Annotated in this window: 23 protein-coding genes; 13 read left to right on the top strand and 10 right to left on the bottom strand. The window is 65.0% G+C overall.

Annotated elements, in window-relative coordinates:
• Positions 1-857, bottom strand: an 857-nt coding sequence (locus tag QZ189_RS01610) for a sugar ABC transporter permease (protein WP_296420666.1), incomplete at its 3' end; no start/stop codon positions are given.
• Between the two features lie 44 nt (positions 858-901).
• Here QZ189_RS01610 and recQ point away from each other — a divergent pair.
• Positions 902-2,719, top strand: coding sequence for a DNA helicase RecQ (gene recQ / locus QZ189_RS01605; protein WP_296420664.1), 1,818 nt, complete (start codon positions 902-904; stop codon positions 2,717-2,719).
• A gap of 25 nt (positions 2,720-2,744) precedes the next feature.
• Positions 2,745-3,863 (top strand): 3-dehydroquinate synthase, encoded by a 1,119-nt coding sequence (aroB, locus tag QZ189_RS01600; protein WP_296416751.1) that lies wholly within the window; start codon positions 2,745-2,747, stop codon positions 3,861-3,863.
• On the opposite strand, the gene QZ189_RS01595 is transcribed toward aroB, so the two are convergent.
• Positions 3,860-5,038: an SAM-dependent methyltransferase gene (locus tag QZ189_RS01595; RefSeq protein ID WP_296420662.1), complete on the bottom strand. Its 1,179-nt coding sequence runs from the start codon at positions 5,036-5,038 to the stop codon at positions 3,860-3,862. The two genes, aroB and QZ189_RS01595, sit on opposite strands and share 4 nt — an antisense overlap.
• Positions 5,039-5,086: 48 nt before the next feature.
• On the opposite strand from QZ189_RS01595, the gene QZ189_RS01590 reads away from it, so the two are divergent.
• Positions 5,087-5,914 carry a TPM domain-containing protein gene (locus QZ189_RS01590; protein WP_296420659.1) on the top strand — a complete coding sequence of 276 codons (828 nt, stop codon included), beginning with the start codon at positions 5,087-5,089 and terminating at the stop codon, positions 5,912-5,914.
• An 11-nt stretch (positions 5,915-5,925) separates the two neighbouring features.
• On the opposite strand, the gene QZ189_RS01585 is transcribed toward QZ189_RS01590, so the two are convergent.
• The 3 genes from QZ189_RS01585 to QZ189_RS01575 form a co-directional block, all read right to left on the bottom strand.
• A complete protein-coding gene (locus tag QZ189_RS01585) occupies positions 5,926-6,831 on the bottom strand; it encodes a glycoside hydrolase family 104 protein (protein ID WP_296416755.1) in 906 nt (301 codons plus the stop codon).
• Between the two features lie 253 nt (positions 6,832-7,084).
• Positions 7,085-8,161 carry a hypothetical protein gene (locus QZ189_RS01580; protein ID WP_296420657.1) on the bottom strand — a complete coding sequence of 359 codons (1,077 nt, stop codon included), beginning with the start codon at positions 8,159-8,161 and terminating at the stop codon, positions 7,085-7,087.
• A 3-nt stretch (positions 8,162-8,164) separates the two neighbouring features.
• Entirely contained in the window at positions 8,165-9,016 is an 852-nt protein-coding gene (locus tag QZ189_RS01575; RefSeq protein WP_296416691.1) for a TIGR04168 family protein, read from the bottom strand.
• Between the two features lie 46 nt (positions 9,017-9,062).
• Here QZ189_RS01575 and nadA point away from each other — a divergent pair, with 46 nt between their 5' ends.
• A complete protein-coding gene (nadA, locus tag QZ189_RS01570) occupies positions 9,063-10,031 on the top strand; it encodes a quinolinate synthase NadA (protein WP_010317340.1) in 969 nt (322 codons plus the stop codon).
• On the opposite strand, the gene QZ189_RS01565 is transcribed toward nadA, so the two are convergent.
• Positions 10,028-11,104, bottom strand: coding sequence for a class I fructose-bisphosphate aldolase (locus tag QZ189_RS01565; protein ID WP_296420654.1), 1,077 nt, complete (start codon positions 11,102-11,104; stop codon positions 10,028-10,030). The genes nadA and QZ189_RS01565 overlap by 4 nt on opposite strands.
• Before the next feature lie 95 nt (positions 11,105-11,199).
• On the opposite strand from QZ189_RS01565, the gene QZ189_RS01560 reads away from it, so the two are divergent.
• Genes QZ189_RS01560 through QZ189_RS01550 form a run of 3 tightly spaced genes read left to right on the top strand, consistent with a single transcriptional unit; the run spans position 11,200 to position 16,354 of the window.
• A complete protein-coding gene (locus QZ189_RS01560; protein WP_296420652.1) occupies positions 11,200-12,225 on the top strand; it encodes a ligase-associated DNA damage response exonuclease in 1,026 nt (341 codons plus the stop codon).
• A complete protein-coding gene (locus tag QZ189_RS01555; protein WP_296420650.1) occupies positions 12,222-13,862 on the top strand; it encodes an ATP-dependent DNA ligase in 1,641 nt (546 codons plus the stop codon). The genes QZ189_RS01560 and QZ189_RS01555 overlap by 4 nt, the downstream gene beginning before the upstream one ends.
• Entirely contained in the window at positions 13,859-16,354 is a 2,496-nt protein-coding gene (locus QZ189_RS01550) for a ligase-associated DNA damage response DEXH box helicase (RefSeq protein ID WP_296420648.1), read from the top strand. The genes QZ189_RS01555 and QZ189_RS01550 overlap by 4 nt, the downstream gene beginning before the upstream one ends.
• An 8-nt stretch (positions 16,355-16,362) precedes the next feature.
• On the opposite strand, the gene QZ189_RS01545 is transcribed toward QZ189_RS01550, so the two are convergent.
• Positions 16,363-16,539: a hypothetical protein gene (locus QZ189_RS01545; protein ID WP_010317350.1), complete on the bottom strand. Its 177-nt coding sequence runs from the start codon at positions 16,537-16,539 to the stop codon at positions 16,363-16,365.
• A 141-nt stretch (positions 16,540-16,680) separates the two neighbouring features.
• Here QZ189_RS01545 and QZ189_RS01540 point away from each other — a divergent pair, with 141 nt between their 5' ends.
• Positions 16,681-16,893: a hypothetical protein gene (locus tag QZ189_RS01540; RefSeq protein ID WP_296420646.1), complete on the top strand. Its 213-nt coding sequence runs from the start codon at positions 16,681-16,683 to the stop codon at positions 16,891-16,893.
• Here QZ189_RS01540 and QZ189_RS01535 read toward each other — a convergent pair whose 3' ends face one another.
• Both QZ189_RS01535 and QZ189_RS01530 read right to left on the bottom strand, forming a co-directional pair.
• On the bottom strand, positions 16,894-17,244 hold the full coding sequence (locus QZ189_RS01535; protein ID WP_296420644.1) for a DUF1651 domain-containing protein: 351 nt from the start codon (positions 17,242-17,244) through the stop codon (positions 16,894-16,896).
• Positions 17,245-17,284: 40 nt separating this feature from the next.
• The gene (locus tag QZ189_RS01530; RefSeq protein ID WP_296420639.1) at positions 17,285-17,818 is read right to left on the bottom strand and encodes a hypothetical protein; all 534 of its coding nucleotides are present in this window, start codon (positions 17,816-17,818) and stop codon (positions 17,285-17,287) included.
• Between the two features lie 206 nt (positions 17,819-18,024).
• On the opposite strand from QZ189_RS01530, the gene QZ189_RS01525 reads away from it, so the two are divergent.
• Positions 18,025-18,417 carry a phosphoribosyltransferase gene (locus tag QZ189_RS01525; RefSeq protein ID WP_247478701.1) on the top strand — a complete coding sequence of 131 codons (393 nt, stop codon included), beginning with the start codon at positions 18,025-18,027 and terminating at the stop codon, positions 18,415-18,417.
• On the top strand, positions 18,410-18,892 hold the full coding sequence (locus QZ189_RS01520; protein ID WP_296420637.1) for a nucleoside 2-deoxyribosyltransferase: 483 nt from the start codon (positions 18,410-18,412) through the stop codon (positions 18,890-18,892). Before QZ189_RS01525 ends, QZ189_RS01520 begins: the two co-directional genes overlap by 8 nt.
• Here QZ189_RS01520 and QZ189_RS01515 read toward each other — a convergent pair.
• A complete protein-coding gene (locus QZ189_RS01515) occupies positions 18,878-19,078 on the bottom strand; it encodes a hypothetical protein (RefSeq protein WP_010317371.1) in 201 nt (66 codons plus the stop codon). The two genes, QZ189_RS01520 and QZ189_RS01515, sit on opposite strands and share 15 nt — an antisense overlap.
• A gap of 106 nt (positions 19,079-19,184) precedes the next feature.
• Here QZ189_RS01515 and QZ189_RS01510 point away from each other — a divergent pair, with 106 nt between their 5' ends.
• The 3 genes from QZ189_RS01510 to QZ189_RS01500 all read left to right on the top strand — a co-directional run bounded on the left by QZ189_RS01510 (position 19,185) and on the right by QZ189_RS01500 (position 20,082).
• Positions 19,185-19,313: a hypothetical protein gene (locus QZ189_RS01510; protein ID WP_256463395.1), complete on the top strand. Its 129-nt coding sequence runs from the start codon at positions 19,185-19,187 to the stop codon at positions 19,311-19,313.
• Between the two features lie 67 nt (positions 19,314-19,380).
• On the top strand, positions 19,381-19,551 hold the full coding sequence (locus QZ189_RS01505) for a hypothetical protein (protein ID WP_247478704.1): 171 nt from the start codon (positions 19,381-19,383) through the stop codon (positions 19,549-19,551).
• Positions 19,552-19,641: 90 nt separating this feature from the next.
• Entirely contained in the window at positions 19,642-20,082 is a 441-nt protein-coding gene (locus QZ189_RS01500; protein WP_296416044.1) for a gamma-glutamylcyclotransferase family protein, read from the top strand.
• Positions 20,083-20,084 lie beyond the last annotated feature (2 nt).

Below are 20,084 nucleotides of genomic sequence, written 5' to 3'. Positions count from 1 at the left end.
AGCGAGAGCAACAGGACAATGACGAACAGGGCCAGGCCGACCGTGCAGGCGTAGCTGATCTCCAGCTCGGCAAAGGCCTGGTCGTAGACGTAATAGACCAGGGTCTTGGTGCTGTTGGCAGGTCCCCCCTGGGTCATCAAATAGACCTCCTCAAAGACCTTGGTGGCCGCAATCGCTGAGATCACCGCCACCAAGGTGACGTAGGGACGCAGCAGGGGCAGGGTGATGTCGAGGTGCTTGCGCCAACCCTCACTGCCGTCGAGCTCCGCCGCTTCGTAGAGGTCAGCCGGGATCCCCTGGAGACCGGCCAGAAAAATCACCATGTAGTAGCCCAGGCCCTTCCAGAGGGTCACGAGCATCACCGCTGGAAGCGCCAGGAGTGGGTTGGTCAGGAAACCAATTGGCTCAAAGCCAGGACCCAGGAGGCTGCCGAGCCAGCCATTGATCAGACCGTTCTCGGCGTAGAGCCAGCGGAAAGCGATGGCCGCCACCACGATCGAGACCAGAACCGGGGTGTAGAAGGCCGCGCGAAACCAATGGATGCCTGGGAGCTGACGGTTCACCAGCACCGCCAGGGCAAGGGCACCGAGCACCACCGGCGGGACCACACCAAACAAATAGGCCAGGGTTGTCCCCAGGACCTTGAAGAACATCGGGTCCGCCAGCAGGCGGCGCACGTTGGCCAGCCCGACAAAACGCAGCGGTTCACTGACATCGAGACCGGTCTGGGTGAAGCTCATCACCAGGGCCATCACCGCTGGGATGAGCACCGACAGGGAGATCAGCAGCAACGCCGGCGCCAGGAAAGCCCAGGCGGTTGAGGAGGAGGCACCGGTGCGGAGGGAACGCTCAGCCATATCGCGCCATTGTGGTGGATCTTTTCCGATCAGCCAGGCGCCCCATGCCCAGTCCAAGCAGCCGCGATCCGCTGGAGGTGCTGCAACGGGTGTTTGGCTACGCCAGCTTCCGCGGCCCACAGGAAGCAATCGTCCGCCACGTGATCGGCGGCGGATCGGGTCTGGTGCTGATGCCCACCGGCGGTGGCAAATCCCTCTGTTATCAGGTCCCCGCGCTCTGCAGCCCTGGGCTGGCGGTGGTGATCTCGCCACTGATCGCCCTGATGCAGGACCAGGTGGAGGCGCTGCAGCAGCTCGGGATTGCAGCCGCCGCCCTGCACTCCGGCCTCGAGGCCGGCGAGAGCCAACGGGTCTGGCGTCAGCTCAGCGACGGCCAACTGGATCTGCTCTATGTCTCACCGGAGCGGCTGCTCAGCGGTGATCTGCTGGAGCGACTGGGGTCCATGCCGCTGGCCCTCTTTGCCATCGATGAGGCCCATTGCGTCTCGCAGTGGGGGCATGACTTCCGGCCCGAGTACCGCCAACTCGATCAGCTCGCGCAGCGCTTTCCCCAGGTGCCGCGGCTGGCCCTGACCGCGACCGCCGACCCGCGCACCCAGCTCGACATCCGCGAGCGCCTGCAGCTGCAGGAGGGCGAGGTGTTTCTGGCCAGCTTCGATCGCCCCAACATTCGCTACCTCCTGCGCCACAAACAGAGCGGTAACGCGCAGTTGCTGCAGTTCCTGGCGGAGCACCGCGGCGAATCGGGGATTGTCTACGCCCGCTCCCGCAGCCGGGTGGACCGCATCGCCGCAGAACTCAAGGCCGCTGGATTTGATGCCATCGGCTACCACGCCGGCATGGATGCCGAAGCACGGCGCGAGGCCTTGCAGCGTTTCCGCCTCGGCAGTGGTGTGGTCGTCGTGGCCACGATCGCCTTCGGGATGGGAATCGATAAACCCGACGTGCGCTTTGTGGCCCACGTGGACCTGCCCAAAAGTCTCGAGGCCTACTACCAAGAAACCGGCCGGGCTGGTCGCGATGGCCTAGCGGCGGTGGCCTGGATGGCCCACGGCGGAGGCGACATCCCGCAGCTGCGCCGCTTCATCGACGACTCCGGCGCCAGTGAGGAGCAGAAACGCATCGAGCGCGGCAAGCTCGATGCCCTCATCGCCTACAGCGAAGCCAGCGGCTGCCGGCGTCAGGTGCTGCTGCGCCATTTCGGTGAAGAGCTTCTCGAGCCCTGCAACAACTGTGATGGCTGCCTGGAGCCCCAGCAGCGCAGCGACTGCCGCGTCGTGGCGCAGAAGGCGCTCTCAGCGGTCTATCGGACAGGGCAGCGCTTTGGCGCGGGCCATGTCGTGGACGTGTTGCTGGGCGGCAACACCGAGCGCATCCGCTCGCTCGGGCACGACCAGTTGAGCGTTTACGGGATCGGCAAGGAGCTGGACCGGGGCCAGTGGCGGGCCCTGCTGCGGCAGCTGGTGAGTCTTGGGGCCCTCCATTCCCCGGAGGACGCCAAGGGGGGGCTGTGTTTCGGTCCGCCCGAGCTGGTGCAGCCACTGCTCAGGGGCGAGCAGGAGCTGGAGCTGGTCCTGCCGCCGCCAGCGAAGGAGCAACGGCGCCGCAGCATCCCGAGCGATGCGGCAGTGGCAGCGGATGACCCGCTGCTGGCGGCCCTGAAGAGCTGGCGACGCGAGCAGGCGCGTGAGCAAGGCGTACCGCCCTATGTGGTGTTCCACGACCGCACCCTGGTGGAGCTGGCGGCGCAGCGGCCCGCCTCCCTCAGCGAACTCGCCGGCGTCAGCGGCATCGGCAACGCCAAGCGTGAGCGCTATGGCACGGCCCTGCTGGAGGTGCTCACGGCAGCAGGCGACCGATAGCCTCAAGCGACAGCAGCGTTGTTCCATGAGCGCCACGGCCGCCGCGATCCGCACCATCGAGGTGGCGCTGAGCGCCAATCCCTATCCCGTGGTCATCGGCCGGGGAGCGCTCTCGACCCTCGGTGAACAGATCCTGGGCCAAGGCATCAAGGCGGGCACCAAGGTGCTGATCGTGACCAACCCCGTGGTCCATCAGCACTACGGGGCGCAAGCCCTGGCCAGCCTGGAGGCCGCCGGGTTCAACGCCAGCCAGCTGGTGATCGAAGCCGGGGAAGACCAAAAAACGCCAGCCACCGTGGGGCTGATCCACGACGCCGCCTTTGCCCGCAAGCTCGAGCGCGGCTCCCTGATCGTGGCCCTCGGCGGTGGTGTGGTGGGGGATATGGCCGGCTTTGCGGCGGCCAGTTGGCTGAGGGGAATCGCGGTCGTGCAGGTGCCCACCACCCTGCTGGCCATGGTGGATGCCTCCATCGGCGGAAAAACCGGGGTCAACCATCCCGGCGGTAAGAACCTGATCGGCGCCTTCCACCAACCGCGCTTGGTGCTGATCGATCCCGAGACCCTGGCCACCCTGCCGGAGCGTGAGTTCCGCGCCGGCATGGCGGAAGTGATCAAGTACGGCGTCATCGGCGACCCCGAGCTGTTCAACGAACTGGAGGCAGCCGGGGACCGCCTGGCCTCGATGGACACCCTTCCAAGCGCGTTGCTGCAGAGCGTGCTCGAGCGCTCCGCTGCCGCCAAAGCCAAGGTGGTGGCCGCCGATGAGCGCGAAGGCGGCCTGCGGGCGATCCTCAACTACGGCCACACCCTTGGCCATGTGGTCGAGGCCCTCTGCGGCTATGGCACCTATCTCCATGGCGAGGCCGTCGGGATCGGGATGGTCGCCGCCGGGGAACTCAGCCTGGAATTGGGGCTCTGGAGCGAGGAGGATCAGCGCCGTCAGCGAGCCGTGATCAAAGCGGCGGGGCTGCCCATGGTCTGGCCCGAGCTTGATGCCGAGGCGGTCCTGCAGTGCCTCCAAGGGGACAAAAAAGTGCGCGAGGGCCGCGTGCGCTTTGTCCTGCCGACGGGCCTGGGCCACGTGGAGATTCGTGATGACGTGAGCCCCGAGCAGGTGCTCGCGGCCCTGAAGCGCTGCCGCTAACTCAAGGGCGGGTCCTGCAGAAAGTACGGCTGCTGGCTTGAGCCTGGCGAACGCGCAAAGGCCATCCAGCGGAAGTCGCCCAAGGCCGCAGGATCCACGAAACGCAGCAGTGCTTCACGCCGACTGAGCAGTTCAGCCAACTCCGATGGTGCGCCCTGCTGCAGCGCATGCAGGCGCTGGGCCAAGCCCAGCGCCAACAGGGCTTCGCCCTGACGGCGTTGACCGAGGGGGGTCCAACCGGCCGCCAACGCTGAGCGCTCCAAGGTCTCTAAACAAAGGTGGGCCGTGAGGTCCCATTGGCCCGGCTCCAGCAGCGGGTCATCACTGGCCTGCTGGTTGCGGTAGGCCATCAATGTGCCCCGGCTGCGCTGCGCTGCGTAATAACGCCAGGCCTCATGGGCGTAGTCGATCACGAGCAACTGACCGCTGCTGAGGGACTGGGCGGCCTGCTCAAGCCAGGGGCGCAAACCGACATGCAACTCCGTGCACCAACCGTCCGGACGCTGGGGCCCAGGGGTCAGGGCCTCCAGCTCCTGACGCAGTGGGTCCTCGAGTGCTGGACCAGCCGCAAGCCGCAGGACAGCAGCACCATCGGCGCCCGTCTCCAGCGCCACCCCCTGCAGGCACCAGCGCTCGTTGTGCCAGATGACCCGCTCCACCGCCAGGGCATCCAGCACCTCATGGGCAAGCATCACGCCAGAGCGGGGGCTGGCTTGGAGCTCGGCAAAGGACTGCCAGCGGCAGCGCAGCGGTGCATCGGCCAACAGGCCCCGTTGACGCTCTGCCATCCCGGGGTTCGGCTCCACCAGGACCAACTCCAATCGGACCACCAGCTCCGGCGCCTCCCGGGCAATCCCCTGCGCGAGCTGAAGGGCCAAGTGGCCTTCCCCAGGCCCGGTCTCGATCAGGGCTAAGGGGGCTTCGGCCGGCTGCTGCTGGAACCACTGCAACAGCTGCGGCAAGAGCAGCTCTGCAAAATCAGGACCAAGGGACGGGGAGGTGGCGAAATCCCCTGCTGGGCCGACGCGCAGCCGCCCAGCCCCGTAGGCGCCATGGACGGGGTCATGGAGAGCCCAGTCCATGTAGGTCCTGAAGGGAACCCAGCCCCCGGCTGCCGCCAGTCGCTCTGCCAGCCAGACCGGAGCTGAATGCAGAGAGGAAGGTGCAGAACTCACGGCGCTGAGGAGGACTCAGGGAGAATGCTCGCCACTGAAGCAGGTGCCATGTTCGAGCCGCGTGCAGCCCAAGCCCTTCGCGGTTGGCTGGTGGGCCTGGCCCTCGGCCTGGTGCTGCTGCTGGGCTGGGGGGCCGCTCCAGCCTGGGCCTACGACAATCCGGACCTGCTGCCCGATCACCCCACACCGGTGATCGACCTGGCCAAGATCCTCACCGACAACCAGCGGGCGGCACTCGAAGCCGAAATCGACGATTTCGAAGCCGTCAGCGGCTGGAAGCTGCGGGTCCTGACGCAATACGACCGCACCCCAGGCCTGGCGGTCAAGGATTTCTGGGGCCTCGATGAGCGCTCCCTGCTGCTGATTGCTGATGAGCGCGGCGGCAACCTGCTCAACTTCAACGTGGGTGATGCGCTGTTTGCCCTGATGCCCCGCACCTACTGGGTGGAGCTGCAAACCCGCTTTGGCAACCAGTACTACGTCCGCGACCACGGCCAGGATGCGGCGATCCTCGATTCACTCCACACGGTGAAGGGCTGCCTTGAAATTGGCGGCTGCCAGGTGGTGCCCGGCCTGCCGCAGGAGCAATGGCTGCTGACGCTGGCCACCTCGATCCTTGGGGGCTTGATCGTTGGTTTTGCGGCCTACCCCCGCAAACCGGAGCACAGCGTGGAATGGGCCTGGGTGCTGCTGCTCTCCCCCCTCTGGGTGATCCTGTTCGGGGTGTTCGGCGTCGCACCGATCATCACCCGCACCTCTGATCTGCTTCCACTGGTGCGCAACGCCCTGGGCTTTGTCGGGGCGATTGCGGTGGCTTACCTGATCGCCCAAAACACGATCGGTAAAACCCGCCTGAAGGAAGGCGACCAGAGCTGAGGAGCCCTGGCTTAGATCCCCAGGCTCTTGGGCTTGGGGCCGATGCGATCGAGGGCCTGAAGACGGCAGCGCAGGGACTGCACCGGCTCACAGGTGGGGAGCTCAACCACGGGCTCCTGAGGAGCTTCCGCCAGGGTTTTCAGCTGGGCGAGGCTCTGCTCGTAAAAGGCCTTAAGGGCGGTGTAGCGCTTCACCGGTTGGCCGTAATAGCTGTATCCGGCCAGGGTCGGAAACGAGGCCCATTCCGGCGCCAACTTCGCCGCCAACTGGGGGGTGAACTCGCCACGATCGGCTAAGGCCAGGGCCCCGCGGCGCTGGATCAGAAACAGGGCCGCCTGATCCTGCACGTGGGGACCAAAGCCGGCCAGACCAAGCTTCTGACTGGCCATCGTCCAGGTGAAGGGCATGAACTGGTAGGCACCCGCAGCGGCGCTGGCGTAGCGACCGGAATAGATCACGCGGTTGGGATGGCGCTCCAGTCCGCCCATCAGACCGCCACCAAACATCACGCGGTAACCGAGATCTTCACCACGGGCCCAGGTGCCCTCGGCGAAACGGATCGTGTTCAGCAGGGCACGGCGCTCGGGCGTGATGACGTAACGGAAGGGACCGCCAGGGCTGATCGTGCCGTCATTGCCATCCAGCATGGCCAGCCTTGAGCGGGGCATGGCAGGAGCCCGAGGCACCGGAGGGAGGGCCGGCAACAGGCTGACGTCACTGGACTCGCTGACCTGGGGCTTGAGCTTGCCGGCATCGGCAAGGGCAGGCAGCGGAGCCAGAGCCAGGGCAACGCCGGCCAGGGAGAAGAGAGGAAGGGCGAGGGTTGAGCAGACAGAGCTCGAAGGAGCAATCGACTTCGAGGGGATCTGAGTGGTCAAACCAACAAAGGCAAAGAGCAGCGCACGGAAAAGGGACACCCGGGAGGGTGCACGACCTGCGCACCGAATCAACAAGCTGTCTACGTGGGGCAGGAAAGCTATTTCCTGCCGAGGTATGGCAACTAATTAATTGGATGCAGAGAGTTTGCCTATCAAACCGTCAAACAGGCAAGTCATTCATACCAGTGCAATAACCGTCCACCAGCATCAAGAACTGCGCGACCGTGTTCGCATCACTCTCAATCACAGTTTGTGGTGACAAAAAGAACAAAAGGCTGAAAGTTTCAGCAGATCAGCACCTCAAGTCCGAAGCCAAGGCGATCAGGATCCGAGCCGCCTGATCGGCCCCATCGGGAGGCAAGCCGGATCCGCTGGCCGGGATCAACGGCTGGTCGAGCTGCCACTCCCCTTTCTCCAACTGCGCCCGGCTCAACAGGCGATGGGGAGCATGCCGTTGCAGGGCCTCTTCCAGGACCTGGGCCTCCGCAAAGCCCTCGCGATGGACCAGGTGAATGCCAAGCCCCAGGGCCATTGCCTCACAAAAGGTGCTGTAGCCGGGCTTCGTGATCACGCGCGAGCAGAGGGGCATCACCTCCAGGGGGCGGAGATCCTGCGGGAGAACGCTGACGTTCTTGGCCTCGCAGTGCAGCCCGGGATCACTCACTAGAAAGTGGTGGTCTGGCCAACGGGCAAACAGCCCAGGGTTGAGCTGGAGGCCCAATCCACCGAATCCCATCAGCACGGTCCGATCTGGGGCTGCGCGCAGATTCAGTCGATCGCGCACCGCTGCTGAATCCAGGCGCGGACGACCGGCGGTGAGACCGACGTCATGGGAGGGGAGCCCCCAGTCCATCTCCATGGCCAGGGGGCAGCGAATCAAAGCCGTTCCCTGGCGGTAGAGCCCCAGGGCCCGCTCTGCCAGGGCCGTAAAGGAACCACCCATGGGCCGGTAGATGGCATCCCAGCCGAAATTGCCCATCCAGATCAACGGGGCGGCGAGGGCCCTCGCCAAACGGGCCGCATCGGGGGGGACATCCGCCAGCACCACAACCGGTTCAGGCTGCTCACTCAGCCAGGCCAGCTCCTGCTGAATCTGTTGGGGCAAGCGCTCGTCCAGGGCCTCCAGTGCCGCCAAGGTCGCGTCTGGATCAGCCCCCAGGGCATCGGCCTGGATCACTCCGACATCCCAGCGCAAGGGGCGGTGCTCAAAGGGAATCTCCTCAAAGGCCAAGTCGAGAAATCGAGCCGGCAGGGGCGTCGAGAGCACGATCCGCCAGGACGGCTGCAACCGGTGCAGGGCGCTCAAGACAGAGGCGACGCGGGAGCCATGGCCAAAGCCATGGCCGCTAATACAGACGTAAATCAGCACTGTCTAAACGTCCTCCGCGCGATAGAGCGTCTGGCGGTAGAGCAGGGCGCCGGCATGGCTGAACCAGCGATGGGAAACCTCCTGCAGCACGCCGCCCTGGAACTCCACCCAACTGAAATGCCGCAGAGCACGACCCTGGGCGTCCTCGCTGTGGCGGGGGACAAACGCGGTATTGAGATAGGCCGTCCCGGATCGATCCCGGCAGAAGCTCTGACGCTCCCCCTGACCGCGTTTCAGCCGGTGATGCATGTGGCCAAACACCACCAACGGCAGAGGACGACTGCGGCGAATGCGATCGATCGCCAGGGCTAAATCCTGATCGCCCCAATCACAGGCCGGGGCCTTCCAATCGCGGCCGCAGGGATCGGAGGCCTCGCTACCCAGACCCGTCGGACCGGAATGGGCCAAAACCACCAGAGGGATCGAGGGATCAGCCCGCAATGCCGCTGCAGTGATGCGCTCGGCAGACTCCTCGACGCCCACCGGACCAAAGACCGCCTCGGCGGCGCGGTTGAGGTAATGCCCCCCTCCGGCACTGGCCGGACGGGCTCCCACGACAGCCAGCCCCGGGGGCTGCAACTCCCGCAGGCCCCAGCCGCAGTGCAGATCCCCCAGAAGCGTCAACTGCGCCTGAAGGGTGCGGCCACTGGCATCGCGGCCGGTGTCGTGGTTGCCAAGGATGCAGGCCAAGGGCAAGGCCAGGCGCGAGAGACGCTTGGGGATGGCCTGCTGGCCGTCGCTGAGGTCGCCCACGACCAGCAGGGCGTCCGGTTTGACCTGGGACAGAACCTCCTCATCCAGGCCGTCCCATTGGCCATGCAAATCTCCGGCGATGGCAATGCGGAGGGGGGCCAAGCGGTGCCTAGGCTTCCGCCATCCTGCACCACTTAGGGCCAGATCCTTGGTTTTCGCGGCAGCCCAGAACACCGCCTCCGGTTGCCCTGCTCACCGGGATCTACCGGAGGCCATTGCCGCCTTGAAACGGCAACGCAATGCCGTGATCCTGGCCCACTACTACCAAGAGCCAGAGATTCAGGACATCGCCGACTTCATTGGCGATTCGCTTGAGCTCTCCCGCAAGGCAGCGGCCACCGATGCCGAGGTGATCGTCTTCTGCGGGGTGCACTTCATGGCCGAAGTCGCGAAGATCCTCAGCCCCCAGAAGACCGTGCTGCTGCCGGATCTGGAGGCGGGCTGCACCCTGGCGGATGCCTGCCCAGCCGATGGCTTCGCCCAGTTTCGGGCCGAGCATCCCGACCACCTGGTGGTCAGCTACATCAACTGTTCGGCTGCAGTCAAAGCCCAGAGCGACCTGATCTGCACCAGCAGCAATGCCGTCGATCTGGTGAATCAGCTCCCCGCTGATCAACCGATCCTGTTTGCGCCGGACCAAAACCTGGGGCGCTGGGTCCAGAGCCAGAGCGGCCGGGAACTCACCCTCTGGCCGGGTAGCTGCATCGTTCACGAAACCTTCAGCGAGCAGGGCCTGCTGCAACTGAAACTGGATCACCCCAAGGCAGAGGTGCTGGCCCATCCGGAGTGCCAGCAGCACCTCCTGGACCACGCCGACTTCATCGGCTCCACCAGCGCCCTGCTACGGCGTTCCGAAGCCAGTGCAGCCCAGGAGTTCATCGTCCTGACGGAACCAGGAATCCTGCATCAAATGCGCAAGGCTGTTCCAGGCAAGGCGTTCTTTGAGGTCCCCGGCGCCGATGGCTGCAGCTGCAACGCCTGCCCCTACATGCGTCTGAACACGCTTGAGAAGCTCTGGCAATGCCTGGAGTCGATGGAGCCGCGCATCGAGATGGATGAAGCGATGCGCCTGCGGGCCCTCGCACCGATTCAAAAAATGCTCGAGATGAGCCGCTAATAGCTGTAGTTCGCCACAAAGAGGCTGCTGTCATCCGAGGGTTCGGATCCAGCGACATAACCGCCCAGGCTGGCGGCGCCGTTGGCACGGGCCCTGGCCATCAGGGCGGCTTGCCCCGCCTTGAGATCCGATCCTGCCCAGTGCTTGATGCAGGAATGCTGGAGGGCCCGGCCATAGGAGAAGCCCAGGTGCCAAGGGGCTCCAGAGGCCGCCTGGTTCACGGCGTTGAGACAGAGGCTCGCGTCCTCTTCGCTGAGGCCCCCGCTGAGGAACAGGATCGCGGGTACGGCCGAGGGAACCGTGCGCATCAAGGTGCGGGCCGTGAATTCACCCACCTCTTCGGCCGTGGGTTGCTGGGGGCAGGACGCCCCTGCGCAGGTCATCGACGGCTTAAGCAAGCTGCCCTCAAGAAAGACCCCATTGACCGCCAGGGCTTCGTAGGTGGTGCGCAACACCCATTCCTGGACCGCGGCGGTCGTGGTGATGTCGTGCTCACCGTCCATCAGGATCTCCGGCTCCACGATCGGCACCAGGCCCTGCTCCTGAACGGTGCGGGCATAGCGGGCCAATCCCCAGGCGTTCTCTTTAACGGAGAGCTCCGATGGTGAGCCATGGGAGCTGATCTGCAGCACCGCCCGCCACTTCGCAAAGCGCGCACCGCGTTCGTAGTAGCGCGCTGCCCGCTCCGCCAAGCCCTTCAGGCCGGTGCACCAGGATTCGCCCTCTAAGCCGCCGGCCAAGGGCTCCACCCCCTGATCGACCTTGATCCCGGGAACGATGCCCTGGGCCTTGAACAACTCGACAATCGGTCCCCCACCGGCCTCAGTCGTGCTGTCTTGAAAGAGGGTTTCTTCGAACAGAATCACGCCAGAGATGTGCTCGCTGAGGCCCTCGGTGGTGGCCAGAAGACTGCGGTAGGCGCGCCGGTTCTCCTCGCTGTTCTCCAGTCCGATCGCATCAAAACGCTTGCCGATGGTTCCGGTGGATTCATCCGCCGCCAAGAGTCCAGTTCCCGGGGCTGCCAGGGCAGCAGCAGTACTGGCCAGCTCATCACGAAACGCTTGCAGGGCCATGCCAGGGCAGCAGGGGGTCCCCCCTGACTAGCGAGAAAACGCGGTGCTGGGAGCTGGGTGGTCATGATTCAGGCCGATGACGCCCGCCAGCGCCCATGCCCCTCGCCCCAGGCGGCCTGCTGCAGCTCACCCGAGAAGGGCTGTACTGCGCGGCAGCTGGTGCCTGGATCGATCCCTGGCGGCCAGTCCCCAGGGCCCTCATCACCCATGCCCATGCCGACCACGCCCGGCCGGGATGTGGGGAGTACTGGGCCGTGGCCTCGAGTGAGGGGATCCTGCGGGAGCGGCTGGGGGCCGAGATCAATCTGTTACCGGTGGGCTACGGGGACCTGAACCGCATTGGCGACGCTCGGGTCTCCTTTCACTCGGCCGGACATGTCCTCGGCAGTGCCCAAATCCGACTGGAAGCCGGCGGAGAGAGCTGGCTGGTCAGCGGCGACTACAAGCGCTGCGCCGACCCCAGCTGCGAACCCTTTGAGCCCGTTCAGGCCAACGTCTTCATCAGCGAAGCCACCTTTGGCCTTCCCATCTACCGCTGGCAAAGCGGGGCGGAGGTGGCCCGTGAAATCGTCAACTGGTGGCGCGGCGCGCCGGACAGGCCTTCGGTGCTCTTTTGCTACGCCTTTGGGAAGGCACAGCGAGTGCTCGCCGAGCTGCATCGACTCGGCATCGAGGAGACGGTGCTGCTCCATGGCGCCGTCGATCGACTGATGGCGCCCTACCGCGAGGCGGGGGTTGCCATGCCACCGACGATGGCTCTCTCCCAGTTGCCCAAGGATGAATCCCTCGCGGGACGCCTGGTGATTGCGCCGCCGGCGGCCCACCGCAGCCGGGGGCTCAGTCGCTTGGCGAAGGCCCAGAACGGCTTTGTGAGCGGCTGGATGGCCGTACGGGGAGCACGGCGCCGGCGGGGCTATGGCCGCGGTTTCGTGATGAGCGATCACGCCGACTGGTCCGGACTGGTGCGAACCGTTCAGGAGAGCCAAGCCCAGCAGGTCTATGTGACCCATGGCCAGAGCGCCGTGCTCTCGCGCTACCTCAAGGAGGTGGAGGGCATCAGCGCTGAACCCCTCGAGGGGGCCTTTGAAGCCGAACGCTTCGATGAGGAGGAGACGCCATGAAGGCCTTCTCCGCACTCTTCGCTGAACTCGATGGCACCAGCAGCACCACAGCCAAGCTGGAGGCCCTGGAGACCTATTTCCGCTCGGCTCCTCCGGCTGATGGGGCCTGGGCCCTGGCCCTGCTGTTGGGCAAGCGCCGCAAGCGCTTGATCACCGGCCGGCGCCTGCGCGAAATCTGCCTGAAGGCCCTGGCGCTGCCGGATTGGCTGTTCGAAGCCTGCAGCAACCAGGTGGGCGATTCGGCCGAAACGGTCTCCCTGCTTTGGGGCCAACACCAAACGGATCCACCAAGGCAGGGCCCAGAGAGAAGCCTGGGGGACTGGATGGAGCAGGTCCTCCCGAAACTGGCTGCAGCGGAGGGGGAGGAGCAGGAGGCCGCGGTGATTGGCTGCTGGCAAACCCTGCCCAACAGCGAGCTCCTGTTGATCAACAAGTTGCTCAGTGGTGGTTTCCGCGTCGGGGTCTCCACCGGGCTGGTGACCCGCGGCGTCGCCCGCAGCGCCGATCTCGATGAAGCCCTCATCGCCCATCGCCTGATGGGCGGGTTCACACCCTCGGCTGAGAGCTTCACCGCGCTGACCGCAGCCGCGAGTGATGGCGATGCCCTGGCGGCGAGGCCCTATCCGTTTTTCCTCGCCAGCCCAATCGAACTCGAGCAGATCCAGCAGACCCCTGCGGACCAGTGGCAACTGGAGTGGAAGTGGGACGGCATCCGCGGTCAGCTGATCCACCGCAGTGGCGGTTGCAGTCTCTGGAGCCGCGGCGAGGACCTGATCAATGAGGCCTTTCCGGAGCTGATCAGCCTCGCTGAGACCTTGCCGCAGGGAACGGTGCTCGATGGGGAGGTCTTGATCTGGCAGGCCGAGGCCCCAGCCCCAGAACCCTTTGCCACCCTGCAGCGGCGCCTCGGACGCAAGGCCCCGAGCCGGACCCTGCAAAAGCAGTGCCCAGCGGCCTTCATGGCCTACGACCTGCTGGAGCTGGAGGGATGTGATCTACGGCAAGCGCCGCTGCAGGAGCGCCGTGAGCAGTTGGAAACGCTGGTTCAACGCTGGAGCGACGCCCGAGCGCACGGCGAGGAGCGATCACGCTTACGCCTCTCCGAGACCCCTGCCCTCAAGGGCTGGAGCGAGCTCGAGCCCCTGCGGGAGCAAGCGCGGGAGAAAGGGGCCGAAGGGCTGATGCTCAAGGCGAAACCCTCCCCCTACCTCGTGGGTCGCAAGCGCGGGCACTGGTGGAAACACAAGCTCGAACCCTTCCACCTCGATGCCGTCCTGCTCTACGCCCAATCCGGGAGTGGTCGGCGAGCGAACCTCTACACCGATTACAGCTTTGGGCTGTGGAATGACGAGGGCGAGTTGGTGACCTTCGCCAAGGCCTACTCGGGCCTCGACGATGGCGAGATTCGGCAAGTGGATCGCTGGATCCGGGCCCACACCACCGAGCGTTTTGGTCCGGTTCGAGCGGTCGAGCCGACCCTGGTCTTCGAGCTGGCCTTCGAAGGTCTGCAACCCTCCAAACGTCACAAGTGCGGCCTGGCGGTTCGCTTCCCGCGCATCAGTCGCTGGCGCCAAGACAAACCCGCCTCTGAGGCCGACAGCGTCGCCAGTGCCCTGGCCTTGATGGAGGGGCGATGACCAGCGCGCTTCAGCCGATCGAAGCCTGGTTCCAGCAGCAAGGCTGGTCACCCATGGCCTTTCAACAGGAGGTCTGGAACGCCTACCTCCAGGGCCAGAGCGGATTGCTGCAGGTGCCGACCGGCTCAGGCAAGACCTACGCCGCCGTGATGGGGCCCATCGCCGAGATGCTCCAGGAGCCAGGCCAAGGCAAGGGCCTGCGCCTGCTGGTGATCACGCCCCTGCGGGCCCTCTCGCGGGATCTGGCCCTGGCGATTGAGCAACCGATTGAGGCCATGGGCTGGCCGATTCGTGTCGGAATCCGCAATGGCGACACGGCGACCTATGAGCGCAGCAAGCAGCTGCGCACCCCACCGCAAATCCTGATCACCACCCCGGAATCGCTGAGTGTGCTGTTGGCCAACCCCAAGGCACCGGCGTTATTCGAGGGGCTTCAGGCCGTCGTCATTGACGAGTGGCATGAGCTGATGGGCAGTAAACGGGGCAGCCAGTGTGAGCTCTGCCTGAGTTGGCTGCGGCAGCAACGCCCCGCACTGCGCACCTGGGCGATCAGCGCGACGATCGGCAACCTGGAGGAGGCAGCTCAGGCAGCCCTTGGGGCAACAGGCAGCAAGCCCCTGATCGTCTCGGCGCAACTGCAGCGGGAGACCGCCATCCGCAGCCTCTTGCCCGAGCAGATCGACGGATTCCCCTGGGGGGGCCACCTCGGACTGCGGATGTACGAGGAGTTAATTGCGGGACTGGATCCCGCCATCAGCACGCTGCTCTTCACCAACACCCGCAACCAGGCCGAGCGCTGGCACCAGTGCCTGCGCTTCGCCTGCCCGGAGATGGAGGACGCCCTGGCCCTGCACCACAGCGCGATTGATCGCACGGAACGGGAGGCCATCGAAGCGGCCGTCAAGGCGGGGGATCTGCGCTGGGTGGTCTGCACCAGCTCCCTGGACCTGGGGGTGGACTTCCAGCCGGTGGAGCGGGTGGTGCAGATCGGCAGTGCCAAAAATCTGGCGCGGCTGCTGCAGCGGGCCGGGCGCAGCGCCCACTGCCCCGGTGGGACGTCGCAGGTGCTGTTCATGCCCACCAACGCCTTGGAGCTGCTGGAGGTCAGTGCCATGCGCAGGGGCCTGGCCAGTGGCTTGGTGGAACACCGCAAACCACCGGAACTCCCCCTCGATGTCCTGCTTCAGCATCTGGTCAGCCGGGCCTGCGGCCCCGGGTTTGAGCCCGAGCAAGAACTCGCGACCGTTCGCAGCAGCTGGAGTTTCCGCAACCTCAGTGACGCTCAGTGGCAGTGGTGCCTGGACTTTCTCGAGCACGGGGGCCAATGCCTTGGGGCCTACCCCCGCTACCGCAAGTTGGTGCGCTGCAGGCCAGACAGCGATGAGCCGGCAGAAGCGGGCCAGCCCTATCGCTACCGGGTGCTCGACAAGACCATCGCCCGCCATCACCGCTTCAACATCGGCACGATCACCGCGGATCGCTCCGTCACCGTGCGGTTTGTACGGGGCGCTGTCATCGGCCATGTGGAAGAGGCCTTCATCGGACGGCTGAAACCGGGCGATGTCTTCTTCTTTGCCGGGCGGCAACTCGAGTTCGTGCGCCTGCGGGAGATGACTGCTCAGGTCAAGGCCACCAGCCGCAAGAGCTCCACGGTTCCAGCCTGGGCCGGAGGACAGATGGCCCTCTCTGATCTGCTGAGCGAACACCTGCGGGAGGAGGTCGATCGTTGTGCCCAGGGCCTGAGCGATGAAGCGGAGCTCGACACACCGGAATTACGGGCGCTGGAACCACTGCTGCGGCGCCAGGCTGATCTCTCACGGATCCCCAGGCGGGAGCAGATCCTGCTGGAGGTGTGCTCGAGCCGTGAGGGCAGCCATCTCTTCGTCTTCCCCTTCGAAGGGCGCTTTGTCCATGAAGGCATTGGTTTTCTCTGGGCCTGGCGCCTGGCCCGTTATCGCCCCAGCACGGTCACGGTCTCGATCAACGACTACGGCTTTGAGCTGCTTGCCCCCAAGCGCTACCCCTTTGACGAGCTGATTGAGCTCCATGGCGATGAGCTGCTCGACGTCGCCAACCTGGACGCCGACCTGGAGCAGGCCCTGAACTTCTCAGAGCTCTGCCGCCGCCGCTTTCGCTCCATTGCCCAGGTCAGCGGCCTGGTCACCCAGGCCATGCCCGGACAGAACAAAACCGGCGGTCAACTTCAGATCAGTGCCGCCCTGCTCTTTGACGTCTTTCAAAAACACGAGCCGGATCACCTGCTGCTGGAGCAGGCCCGCCGTGAGGTGCTGGAGGAGCAACTCGAGACGCAACGCTTGCGCGCGGCACTGGAGCGAATGGCCTCCAGTGAATGGCTGATGGAGCGCACCCAACGCCCGGGGCCACTGGCCTTTCCCCTCCTGGTCGAGCGCCTGAACAATCGACTCAGCAACGAGTCCGTGCTGGATCGGGTTCAGCGCTTGATCGCAGAGGCCACCAAAGCGGAGCGCTGAAGAGGAACTCAGTAGCCGTAGCGCAGTCTGCGGACTTCCACTTCAAGGCGAACCATCTCCCGGCGTGCCTTCGAGGCGCAATGGGGGCTCTGATCCAGGGCCTCGTTGTAGCGATAGATCGCCTGGATGTAGTGCTGCTCCAAATCCCGCAGCTGGCCATCGCCAATCGCCCGCTTTCGCACCATTCCCCTGAAAACACGTCCCTCTCTGGCTCTAGCAACGGCAGCCGGGCCTGACACAGCCGGAGCAGGATGAGCATCAGAACTCATTGCCCCAGGGCTGGGATGGCGCAATAACAAGGCTGGTTCGCGAAGGTGCGCATGTCGGTGTCACGCAATCGATCAGCCGCTCGGCACACCCTTGAGCAGCAGATCCAAGCCGAGGCCCTCTCCTCTTGCGATGGCTTTGAACCACTGAGCCCCAGGCCCTGCGCCGCCGCCATGGCCCGCCCTGCGGCCGCCCAGAGCGGGTTTGGCCAGTGGTGGTCGCTGCTGGTGCGTTGGTGGAAGGGGCTCAAACAGCGCTTCGTCCCGGCCTGATCACCACTGGGCTGGCACCTGAGTCCATCCCTGTCGCAGCAGGTTCTGCCAGAGGCGCACCGCGTTGTAGCGGAGCATTCGGCTGTTGTGAAACGCCTGGATCTGGCCATCGCTGGCCAAGTCGGCATTGACCACCTCACACCACTGGGCGTGGGCCGTCGGGTCGATCGTGGTGATCCGAACCACCTTGCTGCCGCAGGCCGAGCGCAACCAACCTGAACCGGCCCTGCCCTGACGCTTCTGCTCGCGTTTCTCCTGGGCCGCCACCGTCACGACAAAGTCCCGCGGCGATCGAGAGTAGGTGTTCTCACCGATGGTGCAGCCCTGGGCGTGACGCTTCGATGCCCCCACGCAGAGAAGAGAACAGGCCCCCTTGAATCGGGGGTCTTTTTTATGGCGTCGTCGTCCAGCGGCGGCAGATCTTGGCCACCAGCACCTCTCGGGGGTCCTGGGAGTTCAGTTGTCCTTGGCTGATCTTGAACTGCGCCAGGTTCTCGGCCACCCCAGGGATCGAGTCGCGCACGCAATAGGCCGTCACCACCGGGAGTGTCTGACGCGCCCCGTTGGGACCCTCCACGATTGGAGCGAAGCGGGCCACGCGGTAGAGCACGCCGTGCTCCTTCTCGCTCTGGATCAGTGCCTCAGCGGCAGCCAGACGCGCCTGGTCCCCCTCCAGGTCCTTCTGCCAGAAGTCAACGGGGATGCCGTCGCGTTCATTGAAGTCGACGTTTTTCTTGGCCCAGGCGATCTCGGCCTTTAACGACTCGAGATTCACCCGCTGCGCAATGCGTCGGTCCTCCAGTTGAACGCTGCCCTCCTCCACCAACAGCCGTTGACCGGAGCTGGTCTTCACCACCAGATCAGAACCGTCATCTCCGCTCTGGCACCCCACCAGGAGCAGCGCCAACAACAGCAGCAGGCGCATCGGGCCCCATCCATCGTCCTTCCCTTGTAGCGGCTGGCATGAAGATTCAGCGGGAATCAGAACCGACGGTCGCAAACCCTGCAAGCTGAGCGGATGAGCCTCACGCACTGCCCCCTCTGCATCGGCCTGGCCGTTCTCTCGATTGGCCGTGCCGCAGCCCATCTCAGTGGGCTATGGCTCATGCTCAGGGGACCAGACACAGCCGCATGCGCACCCTCAGCTGGGCTGACCTTGACCGGGCCCTAGACGCCACGCTGGAGAAGTTTGAGTCGTCGTCTTGGACGGGGGTCTACGGGGTTCCGCGCGGTGGACTGGTCCTGGCGGTCTGCCTGAGCCATCGCCTGGGCCTACCGCTACTGGATCAGCCAGAGGCGGGTTGCCTGGTGGTCGACGACATCTATGAAACCGGGCGCACTGTTGAGCCCTTCCGAAGCCGCACGGACATCACCACCTTGGTCTGGATCAGCAAGGTGGAACCGCAGTGGTGGAGCGCCCTCGAGGTGAACGACTCGAGCGAATGGGTGCTCTTCCCCTGGGAGAACGCAGCAGCAGCCAGAGCCGATGAACAGCAGTACCGCGCCTCACGCTCCCATGGCTAAACCAACCCTCTATCTGGCCTCGCCCTACGGCTTCTCGGCCCATTGGCGCTCGCGCTTGCTGCCTGACTTTGTCGAGGCCCTTGAGCAGCTAGGGATCGAGGTCTGGGAGCCGTTCACGCGAAATGGTCAGGTGGATCTCGCGCAGCCGGGCTGGGCCTGGCGCGTCGCCCAGGCGGATCTGCAGGACGTGCGTGATGCCGACGCCCTCCTCGCCATCGTCAACGGCACGCCTCCCGATGAAGGCGTGATGCTGGAACTCGGTGCCGCGATTGCCCTCGGGAAACCTGTTTTTCTTTACCGCGATGACTTCCGGCGCTGCAGCGACTCCGAGGACTATCCCCTGAATCTGATGGTCTTCAGCGGCTTGCCCCAGGAAGGCTGGCAGGACTGGCTCTATGGATCGATCGAGGAGCTCAAGGCCCCGAGTAAAGCGCTCATGCAATGGCTCAGGGGCTGGCCGTCAGGCGAGATCTGAGGAAGCGCCAGCGTCCTTGGCCCTTTGGGCGGCACGCATCGCCACCTCGACGGGGATCGTCCCGTTGGCCTCGAGTCCGCTCAGCTGCTGAACCATCTGACGCCGCTGTTCAGGGGTGAGCTTCAACAGATCGGCGAGGACATTGGGGTTGATGCGTCCCAGTCGCTCCCGAGCCAGCCCATCCATCAGCACCGTTCAATCCAGGCATGCCCTCCTAAGCGAAAGACCAAAAAAGCGAACAGCTTTTTCGGCACGCGTCAGCTCACCCAAACAGAGCGCGACAATGCGGCCCATGAACAACCACCGACCCCTCTCGGCTCTGTTTTTGGCCCTGGTCCTCGCCGTGGTGCCCCTCTCAGCGGCCCTGTTGATCCACGGACACGCGAATTTTCAAGCCGTCTTCAGCAATGCTTTCGGATAAGAACCTTTGGGTTTGAGTCCACCCGCGAAATCCCTAGCTACCGCCTGAATAGAGACGGTGGCGCCCAATGTTCTTTTACGAGCTGAACGTCACGCTCCCCCAGCGCATCCTGAGGGTTCCACTGCAGGCAGAGACCCAAGAGCAGGCTTGGCATCTCAGCCGCGACCTCTTCCCTGATCACGACCTGAAGTTGGTGCCTCGGCAGCGGAAGTGTGACCCTGAGTTCTGGGCGATCTAGGGGGCGTCCGATCAGGACTTCTCGAGACGACGCACGATTAAAGCCATCGCACCCAAGGAGCCAGCCAAGGCAATCAGCAACGCAATCGTCATGGGTGGGACCAACGGGGCTCCTGATTATGTCGGCCTGGTGTTCGTCTACGGGACGCTGAAGCGCGGCGAACGCTCCCATGGCCTTCTGGGCGATGCCGCGTTCGAAGGAACGGCGCTCCTCAGTGGTCTGGAGCTCTACAACCTTGGGCCCTTCCCGATGGCGATCTGCAATCCCCAGGCCAGTCGCCCCATCAGCGGTGAGCTCTACAGCATCACGGCCCAGGAACTGCAGGCGCTGGATCGATTCGAGGGAGCACCCCGGCTCTACCGGCGGGAGCTGCGCCGCCTGTCCGATGGTCGCGAGGCCTGGGTCTATCTCGGCAAGCCGCGGCAGGTGCGATTCGCTCCAGTCCTGAGCAACGGTTGCTGGAGCGGATCAGATCACAACCAACCGACGCCGCTGTCTGCAGCTTCTACGCTCAGGCCGGTTTCCAGCTGATC

It is taken from the genome of Vulcanococcus sp. CPBay_Sum15L08_68, assembly GCF_017855895.1.
Taxonomy (GTDB): Bacteria; Cyanobacteriota; Cyanobacteriia; order PCC-6307; family Cyanobiaceae; genus Vulcanococcus.
Note: the sequence above shows the minus strand (reverse complement) of the source record. Positions and strands in the feature narration are given on the sequence as shown.

Bases quoted from the DNA above. Each gene is read 5' to 3' on its own strand.
- recQ (WP_296420664.1), top strand. From the start codon at position 902: ATGCCCAGTCCAAGCAGCCGCGATCCGCTGGAGGTGCTGCAACGGGTG.
- aroB (WP_296416751.1), top strand. From the start codon at position 2,745: ATGAGCGCCACGGCCGCCGCGATCCGCACCATCGAGGTGGCGCTGAGC.
- QZ189_RS01590 (WP_296420659.1), top strand. From the start codon at position 5,087: ATGTTCGAGCCGCGTGCAGCCCAAGCCCTTCGCGGTTGGCTGGTGGGC.
- QZ189_RS01565 (WP_296420654.1), bottom strand. From the start codon at position 11,104: ATGGCCCTGCAAGCGTTTCGTGATGAGCTGGCCAGTACTGCTGCTGCC.
- QZ189_RS01560 (WP_296420652.1), top strand. From the start codon at position 11,200: ATGCCCCTCGCCCCAGGCGGCCTGCTGCAGCTCACCCGAGAAGGGCTG.
- QZ189_RS01555 (WP_296420650.1), top strand. From the start codon at position 12,222: ATGAAGGCCTTCTCCGCACTCTTCGCTGAACTCGATGGCACCAGCAGC.
- QZ189_RS01550 (WP_296420648.1), top strand. From the start codon at position 13,859: ATGACCAGCGCGCTTCAGCCGATCGAAGCCTGGTTCCAGCAGCAAGGC.
- QZ189_RS01545 (WP_010317350.1), bottom strand. From the start codon at position 16,539: ATGGTGCGAAAGCGGGCGATTGGCGATGGCCAGCTGCGGGATTTGGAG.
- QZ189_RS01530 (WP_296420639.1), bottom strand. From the start codon at position 17,818: ATGCGCCTGCTGCTGTTGTTGGCGCTGCTCCTGGTGGGGTGCCAGAGC.
- QZ189_RS01525 (WP_247478701.1), top strand. From the start codon at position 18,025: ATGCGCACCCTCAGCTGGGCTGACCTTGACCGGGCCCTAGACGCCACG.
- QZ189_RS01520 (WP_296420637.1), top strand. From the start codon at position 18,410: ATGGCTAAACCAACCCTCTATCTGGCCTCGCCCTACGGCTTCTCGGCC.
- QZ189_RS01515 (WP_010317371.1), bottom strand. From the start codon at position 19,078: ATGGATGGGCTGGCTCGGGAGCGACTGGGACGCATCAACCCCAATGTC.
- QZ189_RS01510 (WP_256463395.1), top strand. From the start codon at position 19,185: ATGAACAACCACCGACCCCTCTCGGCTCTGTTTTTGGCCCTGGTCCTC.
- QZ189_RS01505 (WP_247478704.1), top strand. From the start codon at position 19,381: ATGTTCTTTTACGAGCTGAACGTCACGCTCCCCCAGCGCATCCTGAGG.
- QZ189_RS01500 (WP_296416044.1), top strand. From the start codon at position 19,642: ATGGGTGGGACCAACGGGGCTCCTGATTATGTCGGCCTGGTGTTCGTC.